At 53.9% G+C, this 18,194-nt stretch carries 14 protein-coding genes; 11 read left to right on the top strand and 3 right to left on the bottom strand.

Annotated features, from left to right (window positions below; genetic code table 11):
• Positions 1-391: 391 nt before the first annotated feature.
• Both MKY96_RS12440 and MKY96_RS12435 read left to right on the top strand, forming a co-directional pair.
• A complete protein-coding gene (locus MKY96_RS12440; protein ID WP_340940745.1) occupies positions 392-3,514 on the top strand; it encodes a family 43 glycosylhydrolase in 3,123 nt (1,040 codons plus the stop codon).
• Positions 3,515-3,534: 20 nt separating this feature from the next.
• Complete coding sequence (locus tag MKY96_RS12435) at positions 3,535-5,247, top strand: hypothetical protein (protein WP_340940743.1); 1,713 nt, start codon at positions 3,535-3,537, stop codon at positions 5,245-5,247.
• Positions 5,248-5,339: 92 nt separating this feature from the next.
• Here the strand turns inward: MKY96_RS12435 and MKY96_RS12430 are convergent, their stop codons facing one another.
• The 3 genes from MKY96_RS12430 to MKY96_RS12420 all read right to left on the bottom strand — a co-directional run bounded on the left by MKY96_RS12430 (position 5,340) and on the right by MKY96_RS12420 (position 8,280).
• Entirely contained in the window at positions 5,340-6,482 is a 1,143-nt protein-coding gene (locus tag MKY96_RS12430; protein ID WP_340944544.1) for an alpha/beta hydrolase, read from the bottom strand.
• An 18-nt stretch (positions 6,483-6,500) separates the two neighbouring features.
• The gene (locus tag MKY96_RS12425; protein ID WP_340940741.1) at positions 6,501-7,160 is read right to left on the bottom strand and encodes a TetR/AcrR family transcriptional regulator; all 660 of its coding nucleotides are present in this window, start codon (positions 7,158-7,160) and stop codon (positions 6,501-6,503) included.
• A 142-nt stretch (positions 7,161-7,302) separates the two neighbouring features.
• The gene (locus MKY96_RS12420) at positions 7,303-8,280 is read right to left on the bottom strand and encodes a biotin--[acetyl-CoA-carboxylase] ligase (RefSeq protein WP_340940740.1); all 978 of its coding nucleotides are present in this window, start codon (positions 8,278-8,280) and stop codon (positions 7,303-7,305) included.
• A 226-nt stretch (positions 8,281-8,506) separates the two neighbouring features.
• On the opposite strand from MKY96_RS12420, the gene MKY96_RS12415 reads away from it, so the two are divergent.
• The 9 genes from MKY96_RS12415 (at position 8,507) to MKY96_RS12375 (ending at position 17,914) form a co-directional block, all read left to right on the top strand.
• Positions 8,507-9,058 (top strand): biotin transporter BioY, encoded by a 552-nt coding sequence (locus MKY96_RS12415; protein WP_340940739.1) that lies wholly within the window; start codon positions 8,507-8,509, stop codon positions 9,056-9,058.
• A 7-nt stretch (positions 9,059-9,065) separates the two neighbouring features.
• On the top strand, positions 9,066-10,556 hold the full coding sequence (locus MKY96_RS12410) for a class I adenylate-forming enzyme family protein (RefSeq protein ID WP_340940737.1): 1,491 nt from the start codon (positions 9,066-9,068) through the stop codon (positions 10,554-10,556).
• Positions 10,553-11,395, top strand: a complete 843-nt coding sequence (locus MKY96_RS12405; protein ID WP_340940736.1) for an ATP-binding cassette domain-containing protein — start codon at positions 10,553-10,555, stop codon at positions 11,393-11,395. The genes MKY96_RS12410 and MKY96_RS12405 overlap by 4 nt, the downstream gene beginning before the upstream one ends.
• Positions 11,347-12,219 carry an ATP-binding cassette domain-containing protein gene (locus tag MKY96_RS12400; protein ID WP_340940735.1) on the top strand — a complete coding sequence of 291 codons (873 nt, stop codon included), beginning with the start codon at positions 11,347-11,349 and terminating at the stop codon, positions 12,217-12,219. The genes MKY96_RS12405 and MKY96_RS12400 overlap by 49 nt, the downstream gene beginning before the upstream one ends.
• Before the next feature lie 4 nt (positions 12,220-12,223).
• A complete protein-coding gene (locus MKY96_RS12395) occupies positions 12,224-12,976 on the top strand; it encodes an energy-coupling factor transporter transmembrane component T family protein (RefSeq protein ID WP_340940734.1) in 753 nt (250 codons plus the stop codon).
• Between the two features lie 11 nt (positions 12,977-12,987).
• On the top strand, positions 12,988-14,187 hold the full coding sequence (locus MKY96_RS12390; protein ID WP_340940733.1) for a phosphoenolpyruvate hydrolase family protein: 1,200 nt from the start codon (positions 12,988-12,990) through the stop codon (positions 14,185-14,187).
• A gap of 74 nt (positions 14,188-14,261) precedes the next feature.
• Entirely contained in the window at positions 14,262-15,479 is a 1,218-nt protein-coding gene (locus MKY96_RS12385) for a Tm-1-like ATP-binding domain-containing protein (protein ID WP_340940732.1), read from the top strand.
• 25 nt (positions 15,480-15,504) lie between these two features.
• Positions 15,505-16,335 (top strand): phosphoenolpyruvate hydrolase family protein, encoded by an 831-nt coding sequence (locus MKY96_RS12380; protein ID WP_209990660.1) that lies wholly within the window; start codon positions 15,505-15,507, stop codon positions 16,333-16,335.
• A 187-nt stretch (positions 16,336-16,522) separates the two neighbouring features.
• A complete protein-coding gene (locus MKY96_RS12375; protein ID WP_340940731.1) occupies positions 16,523-17,914 on the top strand; it encodes an erythromycin esterase family protein in 1,392 nt (463 codons plus the stop codon).
• Positions 17,915-18,194 lie beyond the last annotated feature (280 nt).

The raw sequence follows: 18,194 nt of genomic DNA, 5'->3' as shown, positions 1-18,194 counted from the left end.
CCCCTCTTTGGCGTACGCTCTCCCTGGGGGCAGGCGGAAGGGGAAACAGTTGGATTTAGTCCACCTGCTGATGGAGATATGGCCCGCTTGGGCGCAGTAGTTGGATAAACAACACTTAATCAAGCGCTATTTACTTAAAGTGCCTGAATCCGTGAGCAGCAGTTGCCCTTTTTCCACTTGTTCCCCGGTTATCTTCAATAGTCGGGAAATTAAGCTACGTTTATCCAATTGTTTGTTTACCGGGCCTGGGCTTGTCGTCAAGCTGTAAGTATTTACAACTAAAACGGTTACAAAAACATTTTAAGATAGTACATTTTTTTAATGCTTCCCGGAAGGTATTATGAGTACGCTAGCCGGAGTCACCATTCAAGCGAAAAGGAGATGAGAAAAAATGAAAGCGGTTAAATTCGCCGGGGAAGAAGTGCAATTGTCCAAGAAAGGCTTCAAAGCTCTGCTGCTAAGTCTCGTAGTACTGCTCATGCTGCCGCAGTGGGGAGGGAGCGCTGCTGCGGAAGAACCGGGGCCGGTCCAGCCGGAACCGGTAGTGGCTGTACAAGGAGGGAAGAACGTGAATGACTTCTACAATGTCATTATGCAGACAGGGGCCGATCCCTGGGTATACAAGCACACGGACGGCTATTATTACAACACCTTTGTTAATGCCAGCGGAGTGATGATCCGCAGGTCGAAGACCATCACCGGCATTGAAGCAGGCGAACGGAGTCTGGCTTGGTCGCCGGTTAAGGGAACCATGTACAGCTCCAATGTGTGGGCGCCGGAGATGCATTACCTCAAAGATACGGACGGCCAGTACAAATGGTATATCTACGTTGCAGCCGATAACGGAACCAATGCTAACCACCGTATGTATGTGATGGAGAATACCAGTGCCGATCCGATGACCGGAAGCTGGACCTTCAAGGGCAAAATTACCGATGCCACGGACCGCTGGGCCATTGACGGCACTGTGCTGACGATCGGTAACCAGCACTACTTCATCTGGTCCGGCTGGGAGGACACTGATGGCAGCTTTCAGAATCTGTACATCGCCAGAATGAGCAATCCATGGACGATCAGCTCGCAGCGCGTGCTCCTGTCTACACCGGAGTATGACTGGGAGACCTCCCCCGGCCGGATTAATGAAGGCCCGCAGATTACGATCAAGGGGAACAAGATCAATCTGGTCTACTCCGCCAACGGAAGCTGGACAGACAGCTATAGTCTCGGCTTGATCACCGCCAGCACCAGCGCCGATCTGATGAATCCCGCTTCCTGGACCAAGCGTGATCAGCCGCTCTTCTCCAGCGCGAACGGTGTCTATGGCCCGGGCCATCACAGTATCGTGACTTCACCGGACGGGACCGAGGACTGGATCATCTACCATTCCGCCCGCTGGCCGGGCTCAGGCTGGACCCGCAATGTACGCGCGCAGAAGTTCTCCTGGAACACAGACAACACGCCGAACCTGGGAGAGCCCGTTAATCCGAACAATCCGATAGCAATCCCATCAGGCGAGCCGGCCCGAATTCGTTATGAAGCCGAAGAAGCTCTGCTTGTAAAAGATCCGGCGGGCACTTCGTCCCCGGCGGTCCGGCGCGAAAGCTCCGCCTCCGGCGGGATGAAGATTACCAACCTCGCGAACGCCAACGACTATGCCCAGTTCAGTGTCGATGTGCCGCAGGCGGGCTTCTATGTTCTGTCCGTGCGTAACAGCAACGGCTCAGCGAATGCGGGGGAAGCCTCCCATATCCTGTCGGTCAACGGCGAGCCGGGAGCGTCGATGAACATTGTCTATTCCGGCGCGAACCGCTGGGGAGCCTCCACGGCGAAGATCTATCTTCAGCAGGGAGACAATGTTCTCCGCTTCACCAAGGGGAACAATCTGGCCGACATCGACAGCCTTGATCTATCCCGGCTGAATAGCTCGGAGCTGCTGTTCGGGACTCCCGGATATACGCTGGGTCTTAACGAGATCCGCAGCCTGCCCCTCTATACAGTAACAGGCACTACTTATTCTGCTGTCGCGGCAGGCGTGGTCCTGAGCTCGTCCGATACGAACGTAGCCATGATTCAAGCAGGGAATCAGGTGAAGGCCGCCGGGGCAGGAAGTGCAACAATTACTGCCGCCTACAACGGCCGGACTGCTACCGTGGCAGTTAACGTCAAGGCAGATCCCAGAACGGTACAGTCCTTGGCACTCACCGGACCAGAGGCTGTGCTGAACAGTGGACAGACCAGCTCCCCGCTGCGGGCAACAGCCCATTACAACAATTATGAGGTTCAGGATGTAACCGGGAGTGCGCAGTACACCAGCAGCAATCCAGGAGTGGCGGCCATCGACCCGGCCACCCATACAGTAAGTGCTGTTCAACCGGGCACGGCGCTAATTACTGCGTCATACGGGGGCAAGCAAGCCACCTACCGCGTAACGGTTATTGCCGCTTCAGATGCCGTTCAAGTCACTACAACACTGAAGACGCCTTCAGGAGTGGTTCCCGCGCTTCCGGGCGTGGTGAATGCTGTCTACCATAACCAGCCGGTGCAGGCCGAGGTTGTCGGCGGTGAGCTCGCAGGGCTGGACTTCAGTACCATTTGCACGGTTCAGGTACCGGTGACCCTCAAGATGGGCGGCCAGGAGTTCTCTTCCACGATTTCTGTAGAGGTTGTGCCGGGTTATGGCCTGGATGAGCTCGTGAATCAGCTTCGCAGCAAGCTGGATAATTTCTCCTATCCGCTTGGAAGCGGGGCAGGCAATTATAGCGCAGCCAAGTATGCTGACTTCGTTGCTGCCGTGGATCATGCGGAGGGGCTGGCCGGTAATGCAGAGCTGACGCAGGCGCAGTTCAATGCAGAACTGAATGCGCTGGCTGAAGCGGAAGCCGCCCTGCTGAATTCGCTGAATACGACACAGAACGGTATAACCTATAAGGCATACCGGGATTTCTCCGGCGATACGACCGGCAAATATCCCTATGGCATTACAGCACAGGATCTGACGAATGGTGCTGCCGCTGCGGTCCGGGAGGAAGCCGGCAACAAATTCCTGCGGCTGACCACAACCGCGGTAGCGGGCAAAGCCAACCTGTTCCTGCCTTATGCGGGAGAGGTTAATGCTGAGGGGAATCAGCGCATTGTCATCGAGTATCGTGTCCGGTTAAACAGCAACTTCCAGTATGCCAACGGCGCCATGGTGAGAAATGACAGCGGTACCGGCAACTACTCTATGGTGACGGCGTTTGATTCGGGTAAAATCCTGGTGCAAAACGGCGGCTCCAACAAGGTCAAAGTGAGAGACTTCACGCTGGGCACATGGTATACCATTAAAATGGTCGCGAACTGGGATGCCAAGACGTACAGTGTCTATATCAACAATGAATCTGTTCCGGCCGCTACAGATTTCGCCTTCCGCCATACCGGCGGCAGCACACTGACCGGACAGCTGTTCGGCGTTGACGGCTATGCGAACGCGTCTATCGACTTTGATGATTTCAAGGTCAGTGTTACCGGAGAATAAGCAGCGGAGGGAAAGACAACATGTCAAGTCAAGCTTACGAAAAGTTCACGCCGTTACACAATGCCAAGCTCGTTCTTGGTTATCTGACCTCTATGGTGGATGAGCAGGAAGACAATCTTCCATATTGGCTTGTATTGCCGCATAAGAAGCCAGCCGAAGCTGCCCATTGCCGGGTGGATGATGCGGAGCTGGTCGGCTCCTGGTATGAGGCGATAGACGCAGTGCGCAAAATGCTGAAGACGGAGGAAGGTGCTCAGGTGCAGCAATCCTTTTACCGTCATCTCATGAAGTCCTGGGGGGAGCACGGCCTGCGCTTTCATGAGCCTTATCCGTGGACGCATACGAACCATAGTTCTTTTCACGAAATGGGCTATATTCTTCCTGCGCTGAACCGGATGCTGGAGAACAATCCCGGGGATGAAGAGGCGGAGAAGAGGGCGGCCGGGCTGGTGAGGGGAATGCGCTCCCTGGTAATTGAGCGGAAGGTCCGGACCTTCTGGTCGGGGGATTATGAGGAGCAGGAGCCCCTGTACGAATTCCCCAATGATGTGTACCTGAAGGACGGCGGCTTCGATCTGTCCAGACATACCGGGCGGGGGGAGCAGGCGATCCGCAATGCCATTATCCTGCATTCTCTGGTGCGCAGATATGAAATCACCGGAGATGAGGCGGCGCTGGATCTCGCTACAGGCATCGCCAATCACCTGCTCGGACCTTCGCGCTATTTCAATTACAGGATGGAATTCTTCGGCCATGTCCATTCCGCAGGCTGGGTAGCTTCCGGTCTGGTGCGGTTGGGCCGGGTTACAGGCAAGGAGCGGTATATTAGCGCAGGCAAAGGAATCTATGACTATATCCGCAGCCTGTCCTCCTCCTTCGGCTGGGTGCCTGAGTATGCCCAGTGGCATCCGCCGCATGAGGAGCATTGTGAGACCTGCTGCATTAAGGATATGATTGAATGCGCGAATGAGCTGATTCTGGCCGGGTATGAGGAATATTGGGAGGATATGACCCTGTTTGCGCGGAACCAGCTGGTGGAGAATCAGCTTAAGGTATCTTCCTACGTAGTCACAGACAACACCCGGCCTGACGAAGCAGGCATAACCTACAGGGAGATTGATACAAGAATGATCGGAGGCTTCACCGGAGGCTCGCTCGTGAATTCCATGTCGTTATCCAAATTCCGTTCCATTGCGGGCTGCTGCGTCGGCATGGCTCCGGTGGCCCTGGAGATCGTATGGAACCGGGCGGTGGAATTCCATGACGGAACGGTAATCGTCAATATGCCGGTGGATAAGGAAACGGAGGAGGCTGCCGTCACCATGAGCTATCCCGACCGGGGCTATATGTCCATTACAGCCAAGCAGCCGTGCGATGTTGCAGTACGGGTCTATGACTGGATGGGACAGAACCTCAGCATGAAGATTAACGGAGCCTTGTGCACACCCGAGAGGGAAGGAAATCTGCTTGTTATCCGTAGTATAGGAGCAGGGGACACTGTAGAGCTGGAGCATCAGCTGGAAACGCTGACTGTGAAGGAGACAGTGCGCGGTGAGGAATACAAGGTATACTGGAGAGGCTGTGATGTCGTGGATATCTCTCCCAGAGGAGAGCACTTGCGGCTGTATCAGCGGGATTTGTGCATTCCGAAAGTGTATCCCACGCCGGAAGATGTTCATTTCACCGGAGCGGCGAATTACGGGCCTACCCAGCAAGCACAGGGGAGTAAGTGATTTCAGCACTGGAGCATTAAGCCGCAATTGAAAAACCGCACCCCACAGGCGTTGCTTGCGGGGTGCGGTCTATTGGCGCGTATTTGCAGGGCTCATTTGTTCCTGGTCTTCTTGACCAAGTCCACGCCATCATATGCCAGACTGTCCACACTTGCCGACTTCTGCCGTATATAATGATCAAAGAAAGTTCTCGTATAATCTGTAACCACATTTCGCATCTCCATCGCATCCCGTTCGCCTCTGAGTACTTCATTAGCACTGGTGAAAACAATGTCGCAGTAATCTAAATGCGCAACCCGGTCAACAGAGAAATAATAGGTTTCCCTGCTATTGTTAGCACCAATGACCGCATTCATGTTGTAGTTGGGTTCACGATACAGCAGGAGGAAGGGCTTCTTAAGGTCGCTGTCCAGAAGACCGAACGCACCGCTATCCAAGCCAATTCCGCAGGTGAACCGGTCGTCATCCCGGCAGACCATCGCCGTCGTAAGCCCTCCATAAGAATGCCCGACGATACCCATGCCGGTGTCAAAGAGCAGTCTGCCATTAAAGATAGAATCCAGCTCTCCAGCGTCCAGTTTATACAGATGATCGGCTACAAACCGTATATCTTCCGCCTGTACTTCACTATACTCTGTTACCTTGGCAATTACCGGGAGTGCAAGCACGTTACGGCACATCTGAACGGCTGTATCATCGTCAGGCCGCATTTCCATTTTACCAGCCAGCGCCTGCATCTCCGGATCTTCAGACAACGCTATGATAGCATCCGAAAAACCCATGGATACATTATACAGACGTCCGTCTTTACGCTTATACATTGTACTATTTGGATGGCCGATGCTTACCACAACATATCCCAGGCTGGCCAAGTCTGTACAGAGCACTGTGCCCCATTCCGGTGAACCGCCCCCGCCGCAAACATAGAATAACACCGGATAGCGCTTGTCCTTTGCGGAGAGAGCAAGATCGTCGTAACACCGGGTCTTGAACTCTATAGAGAAATAACCCCCTGTAAGATACCCGGTAACCAGTGGCTGATCCTTTAACATCTCGTAGACTTCAGGAAACATGTATGCTGATGTAGCTTTATCTTCGCTGCTGTCGGACGGATAGTACACGAACACCGTCAGTTCTCTTATGGAATGATCCGATGCTGTGTACTCCAAATCCATCTGGGTACGACCAACGGTATAGCTGCCAACAGGTGCAGGAAAAACCTCATAAGTCTTCATATGCTTGTTCATACACTTCTACTCCTTTGCTTTTTTAATATCGCTAACCAGCTCGGAATATTTATGATCTTCAAGCAGACCATGACCCATAAAGTCAGCAAAGTATTTGCTAAGTTTATGCTGCATCTGAGAATCCTTAATACCGAATTCCCTGTAAAACATGACTAAATTAAACTGCATAGATTCGAACATAAATGAAATCAGGTCGTCGTCAATATCAGGCCGGAGATATCCGTCAACCCTCAGCCGCCGTATAATGTCCTTGATCAAGGGGAAGGACTCGCCCTTTAGCACGTTCAGATATACTTTCAGCAGTATGTCCTCGGGAATGTGTAAAAAAGTTTCAGTAAGCTTGATCTCCAGCTCATTCAGCGGCTCGGCCGCAGTGCCATTCACGTTACCAAATAAGCCGGTAAGGAAAGAGCGGAAAAGGGAATCCTCAGTACTGTTACTAAAATACGCAGCTCTTTTCCGGGTCACATTACGGATTAAGTGACAATACAGGTCATCTTTGTCTTCAAAATAACGGTAGAAGGTTCCGGGGTGCATGGACAAGCTATCCAGAACCATCTTCATCGATATATCCTCATAAAGATGATCCACAAAAAGCTGCATAGCCCTGTCCGATATTTCCTCGCGCCTTGCTTCATCCAATCGAAAGAACGTATTTTTCGGCATCGCTTCCTCCTTTAATACGGGGTGTGAACTCATTCACACTATATCGATAATTGATTCACATGTCAAATATCAGGGCTGGAACAACGGCATATTAAAAAACCACAACCCGCATGTAACTCTTGCGAATTGTGGCTTCTAAGCGTTAGAGCAGAATACGAACTTCGCCGCTGGACAGATATTCCTCATCACCATTCGGATACCGGACCTTCAAGCGGCAGTCATTGTCGATACCGACAGCGGTGGCCTCCTGCTGCTGATTCTCCTTAATGACCATGACCGTCTTGCCCAGAGACATCATGCGCTGCCGGTAGTCCGGCAGGAACAGCCGGTCCTTGAGCTGATCATAAAAGCCTAAGAAACGGTTCAGCACTTCAGCGGCAAGCCGGTTGCGCAGATCGCCTGGAGGCTTGTCCTCCTTGTATACAGAGGTTGCAATCTCAGACAGTCCGGCGGGGAAGCCCGCTGCGGGCAGTGCCACATTGATCCCAATCCCGAGTACGGCATAATCCAGCCACTCATTCTCCAGGGACAGGGAAGCCTCGGTGAGGATTCCGCACACCTTTTTACCGTTCATGAAGACATCATTCACCCATTTGATCTGCGTGCTGAGGCCGGACACACTCTCGATAGCCAGAGCGACCGCAACGGCAGCAGAGGTAGTCAGAAGCGTAGCATCCGCCGCCGACAGCCGGGGACGCAGCAGAATGCTCATATAGATGCCCGTCCCCGCAGGGGAAAAGAAAGGCCGGCCTTTCCGGCCCCGCCCGGCGGTCTGCTCTTCCGAGAGGATGACTTTGCCCTCCGCTTCTCCGCCGGAAGCCAGCACCTTCACCAGCTCGTTCGTGGAAGCCACGCTCTTGAAAACTTCAAGCCGCAGCGTTTGCCCCCTGGCATTCAGGTATTTGGCGACTGCGGCGGCGGACAGAATGTCCGTCTGGGGGGAGAGGGAATATCCCTTATTGGTGACGGCCTGAATGGAATAGCCGTCACTCTGCAGCGCTTTGATGGCCTTCCACACTGCGCTGCGCGTCACGGATAACCGCCCGGCGATGTCCTCGCCGGAGAAGTATTCACCCTTATTGCTATCCAGTAAGGCCAGGATATGTTCTTTGACTGTCATGCCTATAACCCTCCACAAGTATAACGTTCCGATCTCATCTCTATAAGTATATTAACATGCTTAGGATCATTAGAAAAATCAGGCATACTCACATCTCAATTGTGAACCAGAAAATAATTAGTGGTTTACAATAGAGTCATCCTCCACTATAATTCAGCTTGTTGGCCGGACTCCCTGACCGGAAGGCCGCCCAATTCCTGTATCTTATCTTGTGGAGGTTATTGAATTGAGAATCAAAGAGTTGGTCTATGCGGCCTTATTCGCCGCGCTTATCGCGGTGCTGGGCTTGATTCCGCCCGTATCGCTAGGCATTATTCCTGTACCTGTCACTGCCCAGACGCTTGGCGTCATGCTGGCCGGCTGTTTTCTGGGCTGGCGGACAGGCGCACTCAGCCTGATTATTTTCCTTATCCTTATCGCGTTAGGCTTGCCGGTATTACCAGGCGGACGCGGCGGGCTGGCCATACTCGTCGGACCGACAGCAGGCTATCTGTTCAGCTGGCCGCTGGCCGCCGGGCTGATCGGCTGGTTCGCTGAAGCGGTCTGGCCGAAGCTCCGGGCCTGGAAGCTGTTCGCCGTTAATCTGATCTTTGGCGTTCTGCTGGTGAATCTGATCGGTGCTTTTGCCATGGCCTGGATCACGAACACTCCGCTCTGGACCGGACTTGCCGGATCTGCGGCTTTTCTGCCCGGAGATCTGATCAAGGCTCTGCTGGCCGCCGTCATCACCATGCAGCTCCGGGCGTTCAGTCCGGTTGAGGAGAAGAGGGGGGCGTGAGATTCCGGTGAATCTGGCAGAATACATTCTGGAACGTGCCGCACTCGTCCCTCACCGCATCGCAATTTCAGATGGACACGAAGAACGTACCTATAAGCAGCTCACGAAGCGGGTTCAGCAGGTTGCCAGCAGTCTGCGGTATGACGGATACACGAATCAGACCGTTGCGGTTCTGTCCGGTAACCGGATGGAATTCGCCGAATTTGTCCTGGGTGCCATCTATGCAGGCTGCACTCCCGTGCTGCTGGACCCGAAATGGTCTCCAGCAGAGCTGGAGCAGGTCATCCGGCAATGCGCTCCCGCGCTGATTGTCAGTGAAGCAGGCTTCGCGGCTGATCTGAGCCATGATTACAGTGAAATTCCCCAGCTATATTTCGGCAGGAAACAGACCTCCGGCAGCTATGAGGCTTGGGTGGCAGGCTTCGGGCCGGAGGCTGAAGCCGCAGATAGCCCGGAGCTGCTGTTCATCGGGTATACCTCCGGCACTACAGGTATCCCGAAGGGGTATATGCGGACCCATCAGTCGTGGTTCAGCAGCTTGGAGGCTACAGAGAAGGCGTTCAGCCTGAACCGGATGCAGCATGTGCTTGCGCCCGGGCCGTTCGTGCATTCGCTGTCGCTGTTCGCCCTGCTGCAATCCCTGTACAGCAGAGCCACGTTCCATCTCCTTCCGGAATTCGATGCAGAGCGCGTACTCACTCTGTGCTCCCGTGTACCGGATATGATTCTGTTCGTTGTGCCCGCTATGACCGAGGCGTTATTGCGCCATGCGGAGTCAAGCAACGCCGGGGTTTCCATCCAGGCCTTGATTAGCTCCGGCGGCAAATGGCCTGTGTCTTCTATACCTAAGTGCCGCGAGAGGTTCAATGGGGTTAGGCTCTATGAGTATTACGGCTCCTCTGAAGCCAGCTACATCAGCTATCTGGAGCTTACCGGAGCGGAGCCGCAGGACTCTCTGGGCCAGCCGTTCAGCGGTGTAGAGCTAATGATCTGCGATGAACAGTTCCGCGAGGTTCCTCAAGGCACTGTGGGGGAGCTATACATCCGCAGCGATATGATCTTCTCCGGGTATCATCTCCTGCCGGAGGAGACGGCGCGGGTATTCCGGGACGGCTGGCTGCGTACAGGGGATTACGTATATCAGGACCGGCAGATGCATCTGCGCCTGGCCGGGCGCGCGGGCAGCATGATCAAGAGCGGGGGGCTCAAGGTGTTCCCGGAAGAAGTGGAAGCAGTGCTGCTTCGCCATCCGGATATCCGGGAAGCGATGGTGTTCGGCATACCGGATGAACGCTGGGGGGAGCAGGTAACGTTACTGATACAGTGGCAGGGCCGGGAACGGCTTACACTCGATGAGATCAGGAAGTATTGCCGGCCCTATCTGGCCAGCTATAAGCTGCCTAAGAAGCTGATTAACGTCGAGGAATTCAGCTACACCGGTTCCGGCAAAATCGCCCGCCAACTCATGAAGAGCCGCGCGGTAGAGGGGTTGACATGATGAAGGCCGTGCAGGAAGAAGCTTCGCCCATGCTCGCTTTTGACCAGGTAGATTTCGCTTACCGGAGAGGGCAGCCGGTGCTCCGTCAGCTCAGCTTTGACATTCGCCAAGGCGAATTCGTTGCCATCATCGGCGCGAATGGCAGCGGTAAATCCACCATCGCCAAGCTAATGAACGGATTGCTGCTGCCAAGAGCCGGAGAGGTGAGGCTGGGAGCGCTGAGTACCTCGAACCGCCAGAATCTCATAAGCATCCGTGAGCAGGCCGGACTGGTCTTCCAGAATCCTGACGATCAGTTCATTACGGCTTCCGTGCTGGATGAGGTGGTCTTCGGGCTGGAGAATCTGCGTGTCCCGAGAACTGCAATGCTCAGCCGGGCAACCCGTGCACTGCAAGCCGTTCATATGGAACACTATATGGACGCCGCTTCGCATCAGCTGTCGGGCGGGCAGAAGCAGCGGGTTGCCGTGGCAGCTGTTCTGGCAATGGAGCCCTCCATCCTCATCCTGGATGAAGCCACCTCCATGCTTGATCCGCAGGCCAGGCAAGACCTTCTCCAGGTGATGCGCACGCTTCATCGGCAAGGGCTGACGATCATCCACATTACACATCATATGGATGAGGTACTGCCTTCTGGCCGCGTGCTGTTGCTCAGCCAGGGAGAGCTGGCTTTTGACGGGACGCCCTCCAGCTTGTTCAGCAGTGTAAGCATGACAGAGCATCAGCTTGCGCCACCTTTTGCCGTAAGATTATTTCAGACGCTTGGGCTGGACGCCCAGCTGCACGCAGAATGGAAGGAGACGGTCAGAAGCTTATGGTCTACGCATTGCAGGATGTAAGTGTAAGGCTGAACGGGCGGGAGATTCTTGAAGCCGTAAGCTGCACGCTTCAGGAGGGGAAGTGGATTTCGGTGATCGGTCAGTCCGGGGCCGGCAAATCCACCCTCGCCAAGGTATTAAAAGGGCTGCTGCCGGTCAGCAAAGGCGAATATACGTATCGCGGGCAGCCGTTGCCAAAGGATCAGCAAGGCAGACTGAAGGCTGTGCCGCACATCGGTTATGTCTTTCAGTATCCGGAGCAGCAGCTATTTGCGGCAACTGTGAATCAGGAGCTGGCTTTTGCGCTAAGAATGAAGGGGGAATCCCGGGCGAACGTGGTGCAGGCGATAAGTCAGATTATGGAGCAGATGGGTTTACCCGCAGCTCTGCTTCAGCAGCATCCCTTGCAGCTCAGCGGGGGGCTTAAGCGGCTTGTGGCTATCGCTTCTGTGCTCTTGGCCGGGCCGGAGCTGCTTATTCTGGATGAACCAACCGCAGGACTTGATCCCGCGAACAAGAACGACTTGCTCAGGAGGCTAAAAAGATGGCAGGAGGAGAACAGGCGGACCGTGCTGTTCCTGTCCCATCAGCTGGAGGATGTTGCCGAATACTCGGATGAGGTGATGATTATGGGACAGGGCCGCTTGTTAGGATATTGGGAGGTAAATGAACTGTTCCTGAAGCATGCGGAGCATATGGAACAAGCCGGTCTGCCTGTGCCGGAGCCGATTCAGCTCTTGAGAATCATCGGGGAATGTTCTGGAGCGAAGCCGCAGCCTGCAAGCTGCAGGGAAGCGGAGATTTTTCGAACGGTGAGTGCTATCTGGCAGGCAAAGGGTCTCTGAAGCGATGACGGATACAATTATACTCGGGCAGTATGTCCCCTCAGACTCTGTCATCCACCGGCTTGATCCGCGAACGAAGCTGCTCCTCCTTGTTGCCTTTACAATGGGCAGTATGCACCTCCAGGCGCCCTCTGGATATATTGCAGCGACAGTCCTCACCGGGGGGCAGGTCCTATTCTCAAGAATTCCTCTTCGTATGCTCTTACGGGCATTGCGGCCGATTCTGTTCATCCTGCTGCTGCCCATGCTCTATCATCTCCTGTTCAACCAGGAAGGACTCAGGAACGAGCTCTTCGCACTGTGGCGGATTCTGCTCCTGGTCTCGCTTGCTCTCATCCTGACATTAACGACGAAACCGCTCGATCTGGCCAAAGGTCTGGAACAGCTCTTCAAGCCGTTAACCCGTCTGGGCGTTCCGGTAGAAGCGCTGGCCTTGACGGTCATGCTGGCTATTCGTTTTATCCCCACCATTACCCAGGAGCTGGACCGCATTCTTGTGGCACAACAGGCCAGAGGGTATGATATCAAGGATACCAAAGGCCTTAACCGGATACAGGCGTACATCCAATTAGTGATTCCGCTGCTCGTCACCAACCTTGCGCGGGCGGAGCAGCTGGCGATGACGATTGAGGCAAGGGCTTACGGGAACGGGAAGGGACGGACTTCCTATCGGGTGCTGAAATATGCACGTACGGATTATGCAGCAGGCGGGATTATGCTTGTGTATGTTCTGCTGGGAATTCTGCTAGAGAGATGAGGAGATAGAGCTTGAACAGAACAGCCATACTGGAGCGGCTTCAGTCAGAGCTGCACGAAGGGAACCATATTATCGGTGTCTCTACAGGCACGGGAATTACAGCCAAGGTTGCCGCTGATAGCGGAGCTGACTTCATTCTAATGCTGAACTCCGGCAAGTTCCGGCAGATGGGGAGAAGCTCGCTGGCGGGGTTCCTGCCCTTCTGCAACAGCAATGAGATGGTAATGGATTTTGCCTCGAAGGAGATTGTGCCGCTGGTTAGAGACACTCCGGTGCTGTTCGGGCTGAATGCGAATGATCCAACGAGAGAGATGTCCCTTTATATAGAAGAGATCAAGAACAGAGGCTTCGCGGGAGTGAATAATTATCCGACAGTCGGCTTGATCGACGGGGCATTCAGAGAGGCATTGGAGGAAGACGGCATCAGCTATGACAGGGAGGTGGAGGCAATAGGTCTGGCTCATCAGCAGGAGCTGTTCACGGTTGCTTTCGTCTTCGACGAAGCCCAAGGCGTCCAGATGGCCGAAGCGGGGGCGGATGTGATCTGTGTGCATCTCGGCCTGACCGTGGGCGGATTGCTGGGGGCGCGAAAAGTGGTCTCCCTGGAAGCTGCCAAGGCGAAGGCGCTGCGTATTCTCGCTGCCTGCGGTGAGGTTAAGCCTGAAGTCATTAAGATGATCTACGGCGGCCCGGTCAAGACTCCGGTTGATGTCCAGTATATGTACAGCAGCAACACGCAGATTATGGGCTACATTGGCGGCTCTGCCTTTGAACGGATTCCCTCCGAGAAGTCCATTACGGCCATTACCCGCGATTTCAAGCGCCTGGGCAAGCTGGATGAGGATGATCTCATGGTCAAAATGCTCAGCGGCATCACCCGGCATTACGATTACGTAGAATTCGTCAAAGAGTATGTCGCCCAGAACTACAGCGAGGAAGTAGTGTTCGCGGATCTGGCCAAGGTGGCGCATGTATCGCGCAGTTATTTGAGCAGCTTGTTCAAAAAGGAAGTCGGGTGCAGCTTCCAGAACTATCTGGTCGGCTTCCGTATGCAAAAGGCTGCCATACTGCTCCAAGCCCCGCACCTGCAATTATCCGAGGTGTCCGCAATGGTCGGCTATCCCGACTATGCCCAGTTCAGCAGAATGTTCAAAAAGCTCATGGGCTGCTCGCCCAAGCAGTACAAATCTAACCTAAACACAAAAACATAGGACATAAAAGCGTTTTCATCCATAAAAATGCCCGGTATGATGAATCTATGATTCGTATACGAGGAGGCCACAGAATGAAGACGATCGCCATAGCTGGAACGTTTGATACGAAGGGTGAGGAGTACCTGTACATCAAGAAGCTTGCAGAGGAGCTGGGCCTCAGAGCCCTGATGATCCATACCGGTGTATTCGAGCCAGCCTTTCAACCCGATGTGTCTAACCGGGAGGTCGCAGCCGCCGCAGGGATAGAGCTGGACGAGCTTGCCGCGAAGAAGGACCGGGCGTTAGCTACAGAAGTGTTGTCCAAAGGACTAGAGCAGCTCGTTCCCCGGTTATACCATGAGGGGAAATTTGACGGCATTATCTCCTTCGGGGGTACCGGCGGAACTTCACTGGTTGCCCCTGCGATGAGAGCCTTGCCAATTGGCGTACCGAAGGTGCTGGTATCGACAGTAGCATCAGGAAATACGGCTCCTTATGTCGGGACCAGCGATATTATGATGATTCCGTCTGTCGTGGATGTCTCAGGCCTCAATTCGATCTCGACCAGGATCTTCAGCAATGCGATGTTTGCCATCGCGGGCATGCTCCTGTTCGAAGCAGACTATGAACCGGAGAAAAAGCCGCTGGTCGCAGCCACCATGTTCGGAGTAACCACGCCGTGTGTGACTGAAGCGCGCAAATACCTGGAGGAGCGCGGCTACGAGGTGCTGGTATTCCATGCTACCGGAATCGGCGGACAATCGATGGAGGCGCTGATCGAAGCGGGCTTCATTGAAGGGGTGCTGGACTTAACCACCACCGAATGGGCAGATGAGCTGATCGGCGGCGTCTTGAACGCAGGACCGCACCGCCTGGAGGCCGCAGGCCGCAACCGCATTCCGCAGGTCGTCTCGGTAGGCGCCCTGGATATGTGCAACTTCGGCCCCGCAGATACTGTACCGGAGAAGTTCAAGGATCGCAAATTCTATCATCATAACCCGACCGTTACGCTGATGCGGACGACCGTGGAGGAGAATGAACAGCTCGGCAGGAAGCTGGCCGAGAAGCTCAATAGGGCAACGGAGAGTACGGTGCTTATGCTGCCGCTTGGCGGTATTTCGGCGATTGATGTGGAGGGTCAGCCCTTCTACGGCCCTGAAGAGGACCGGATGCTGTTCGATACTCTGCGCCGGCAGGTGGACCGCTCAAGAGTTGAACTGATTGAAATGGACGAGGCGATCAACGATCCGGCCTTTGCCGGGGCAGCAGCCCGGAAGCTGATTGACCTGATGCAGGCCGCGAAGGCCTGAACCCCACACTAAGGAGGAGCTACTAATGAATAAGCAGACCAGAGCTGAGATTATGGATAGATTCAAGCAAGAGGTGAAGGCGGGCAAGATTCTTCTCGGTGTCGGGGCAGGCACGGGGATTACCGCCAAGAGCAGTGAGGCAGGTGGAGCGGATATGCTGATTGTCTACAATTCCGGCCGTTACAGAATGGCGGGACGCGGTTCGCTGGCAGGCTTGCTGTCTTATGGAGACGCCAATCAGATTGTGGTGGAGATGGGCTCGGAGGTGCTGCCTGTCGTCAAGGATACGCCCGTTCTGGCAGGGGTATGCGGCACCGACCCGTTCCGGGTGATGGAGGTATTCCTGAAGCAGCTGAAGGAGCAGGGCTTCAGCGGTGTGCAGAATTTCCCAACAGTTGGGCTGATCGATGGCGTATTCCGCCAGAATCTGGAGGAGACAGGGATGGGCTACGGCCTTGAGGTCGAAATGATCCGTATCGCCCATGAGCTGGATATGCTGACCACCCCGTATGTGTTCGACCCTGAACAGGCACGGGCCATGGCAGAGGCGGGCGCTGATATTCTGGTCGCCCACATGGGCCTCACTACCAAGGGCACCATCGGCGCAGTAACCGCGTTGACACTGGACGATTGTGTAGAGCGAATCGAGGCGATTATCGAAGCCGGACGGGCGGTCAACCCGGAGATTATGATTATCTGCCACGGCGGCCCGATTGCCGAGCCGGAGGATGCGGCTTATGTCATTCAGCGGACCAAGGGCATCCACGGATTCTTCGGCGCATCAAGCATCGAGCGCTTCGCCGCGGAGCAGGGAATTACCCGCCAGACCGAGTCGTTCAAAGCAATTCAGCAATAAGCGCAGGCGTACGGCATTACAGCCCTTGATACTTTCAAGGGCTTTTTTGGGGTTCAACCGTATGCAAAAAACCGAATACATTGGGCCACAGCTGTCCGGCTTTAAACTAATTTTAAACAGGGCAGTACGCTCGATTTAACCTTCACCTGATAAGCTGATGTACATATACAAAGGGAGGGTTAACATCATGAATCCATTGCTTCGCAAAGCAGTTTTGTCAGCAGTCTTGTGCAGTTTCACTCTAATTACCGTTAGGGGAGCTGTGCATGCGGAAGGGGCGCCTGCAGCTGACGTTAAGAGTACGATGTCCGCAGAGGCCGGCTGGAAGGATAACGTCCGGGCTACTTCGAACATCATCACAACTGTTAAGGCTGAGAAGGGCGACACTTATTCCGATCTGGCGTTTCTTCAGCCGATTCTGGCGGATAAACGGATTGTGAGCCTGGGCGAAGCCTCGCATGGAGCCGCCGAATATAACACGGTGAAGGTCCGGCTGATTAAGTACCTGCATGAGAAGCTCGGATATAACGTCATCGCCTTCGAGTCCAACCTGGCGGATGCTGCCGCAGCGTATACGCAGGTGCAGCAGCTGAAGCCGCAGCAATTGATGGAGAACTCCATCTACGGCGTATGGCAGGTAGAAGAGAATCTGCCGCTGTTCGAGTACATAGCGGAGCAGAGCCGTACAGATCATCCGCTGATGCTGACCGGGTTTGACTCCCAAGCCACCACGGACTTTTTTATTACATTTATTGAACAATGGTTTGCCGGGGTGGACTCTTCTAAAGCAAAAGCGTTTACCCGGACGGAAGAATGGTATTTGAAGCTTAATATGATTGATGATATCGGAGAGTTTACAGCCCAGAAGGATGCAATCAAGAGCAAATATATGATTTTCCAGGCATTCGTGAAAGAGCATAAAGCTTCATTAAGCAAAGTCTATCCCAAACAACCCAAGCTGGTGCCGACTCTTGAGCGTGTGCTCCAGAACAGGATCGATATGCTGGATTATTACCATCCTCATATTGTACAGCTGCTGGCCGGGACAGACCCGGATAAGCACGTTAAGCAGGGGAGCTATGAGAGAGATCGCGTGATGGCAGGGAATGTGGCTTGGCTCGCAAACACAGCCTATCCGGGGGAAAAGATTATTCTGTGGGGACACAACTACCATATCCGCAAACACAATTCTACGATGATTACCGAGCATAATGGATTCGGTTATGATCAGACACCCTATCCTACGATGGGGGAGCTGCTGCCTTGGTCCCTGAAGCAAGATAACTATGTGATCGGATTATATGCTTATGAAGGAAGTGCGCACAAGAACAACGGTAAGGTGGAGCAGATTATGCCGCATGACAAGGGAAGTCTAGAAGAGATTATGGGTGCAGGAGCAGGCGCTGCGCAGTTTATTAACTTAAGAGATAACACGTTAAGCGCCTCCACGGAATGGATGTACACCCCGCGTACTGCCAAGGCATGGGGAGTCCTCGATGAGACAATGATCCCGCGCGAACAATATGACGGAGTATTGCTCATCCAGCAGCTTCACCCTTCCACACCGGTAAAAGATTAGCTCTCGCAGCAGATAATGGCTTCTATATTAGCGGGCTGGTGAATACAACATTACCGGCGCGATGGTGATGGGCGTAACCGATGTGGTGGTGTAATCTATTCTATTATATTCTATGCACAGCCTCCGCTTGCCGGGAAGATGCTTCCGGTGTTGGCGGGGGCTATTTTGCGGGCATAAAAAAGAAAAATTATTTCTTTTTTTAATTTATTTTAGGAAAAATACTTCATTTAATTAAAATTTCTGCTATACTCATTGCAAAGAGGGAGCAATAAGTCAGGAA

The organism is Paenibacillus sp. FSL R7-0302 (assembly GCF_038006885.1).
Lineage (GTDB): Bacteria > Bacillota > Bacilli > Paenibacillales > Paenibacillaceae > Paenibacillus_AQ.
This window is presented reverse-complemented; position numbering and strand designations above follow the sequence as displayed.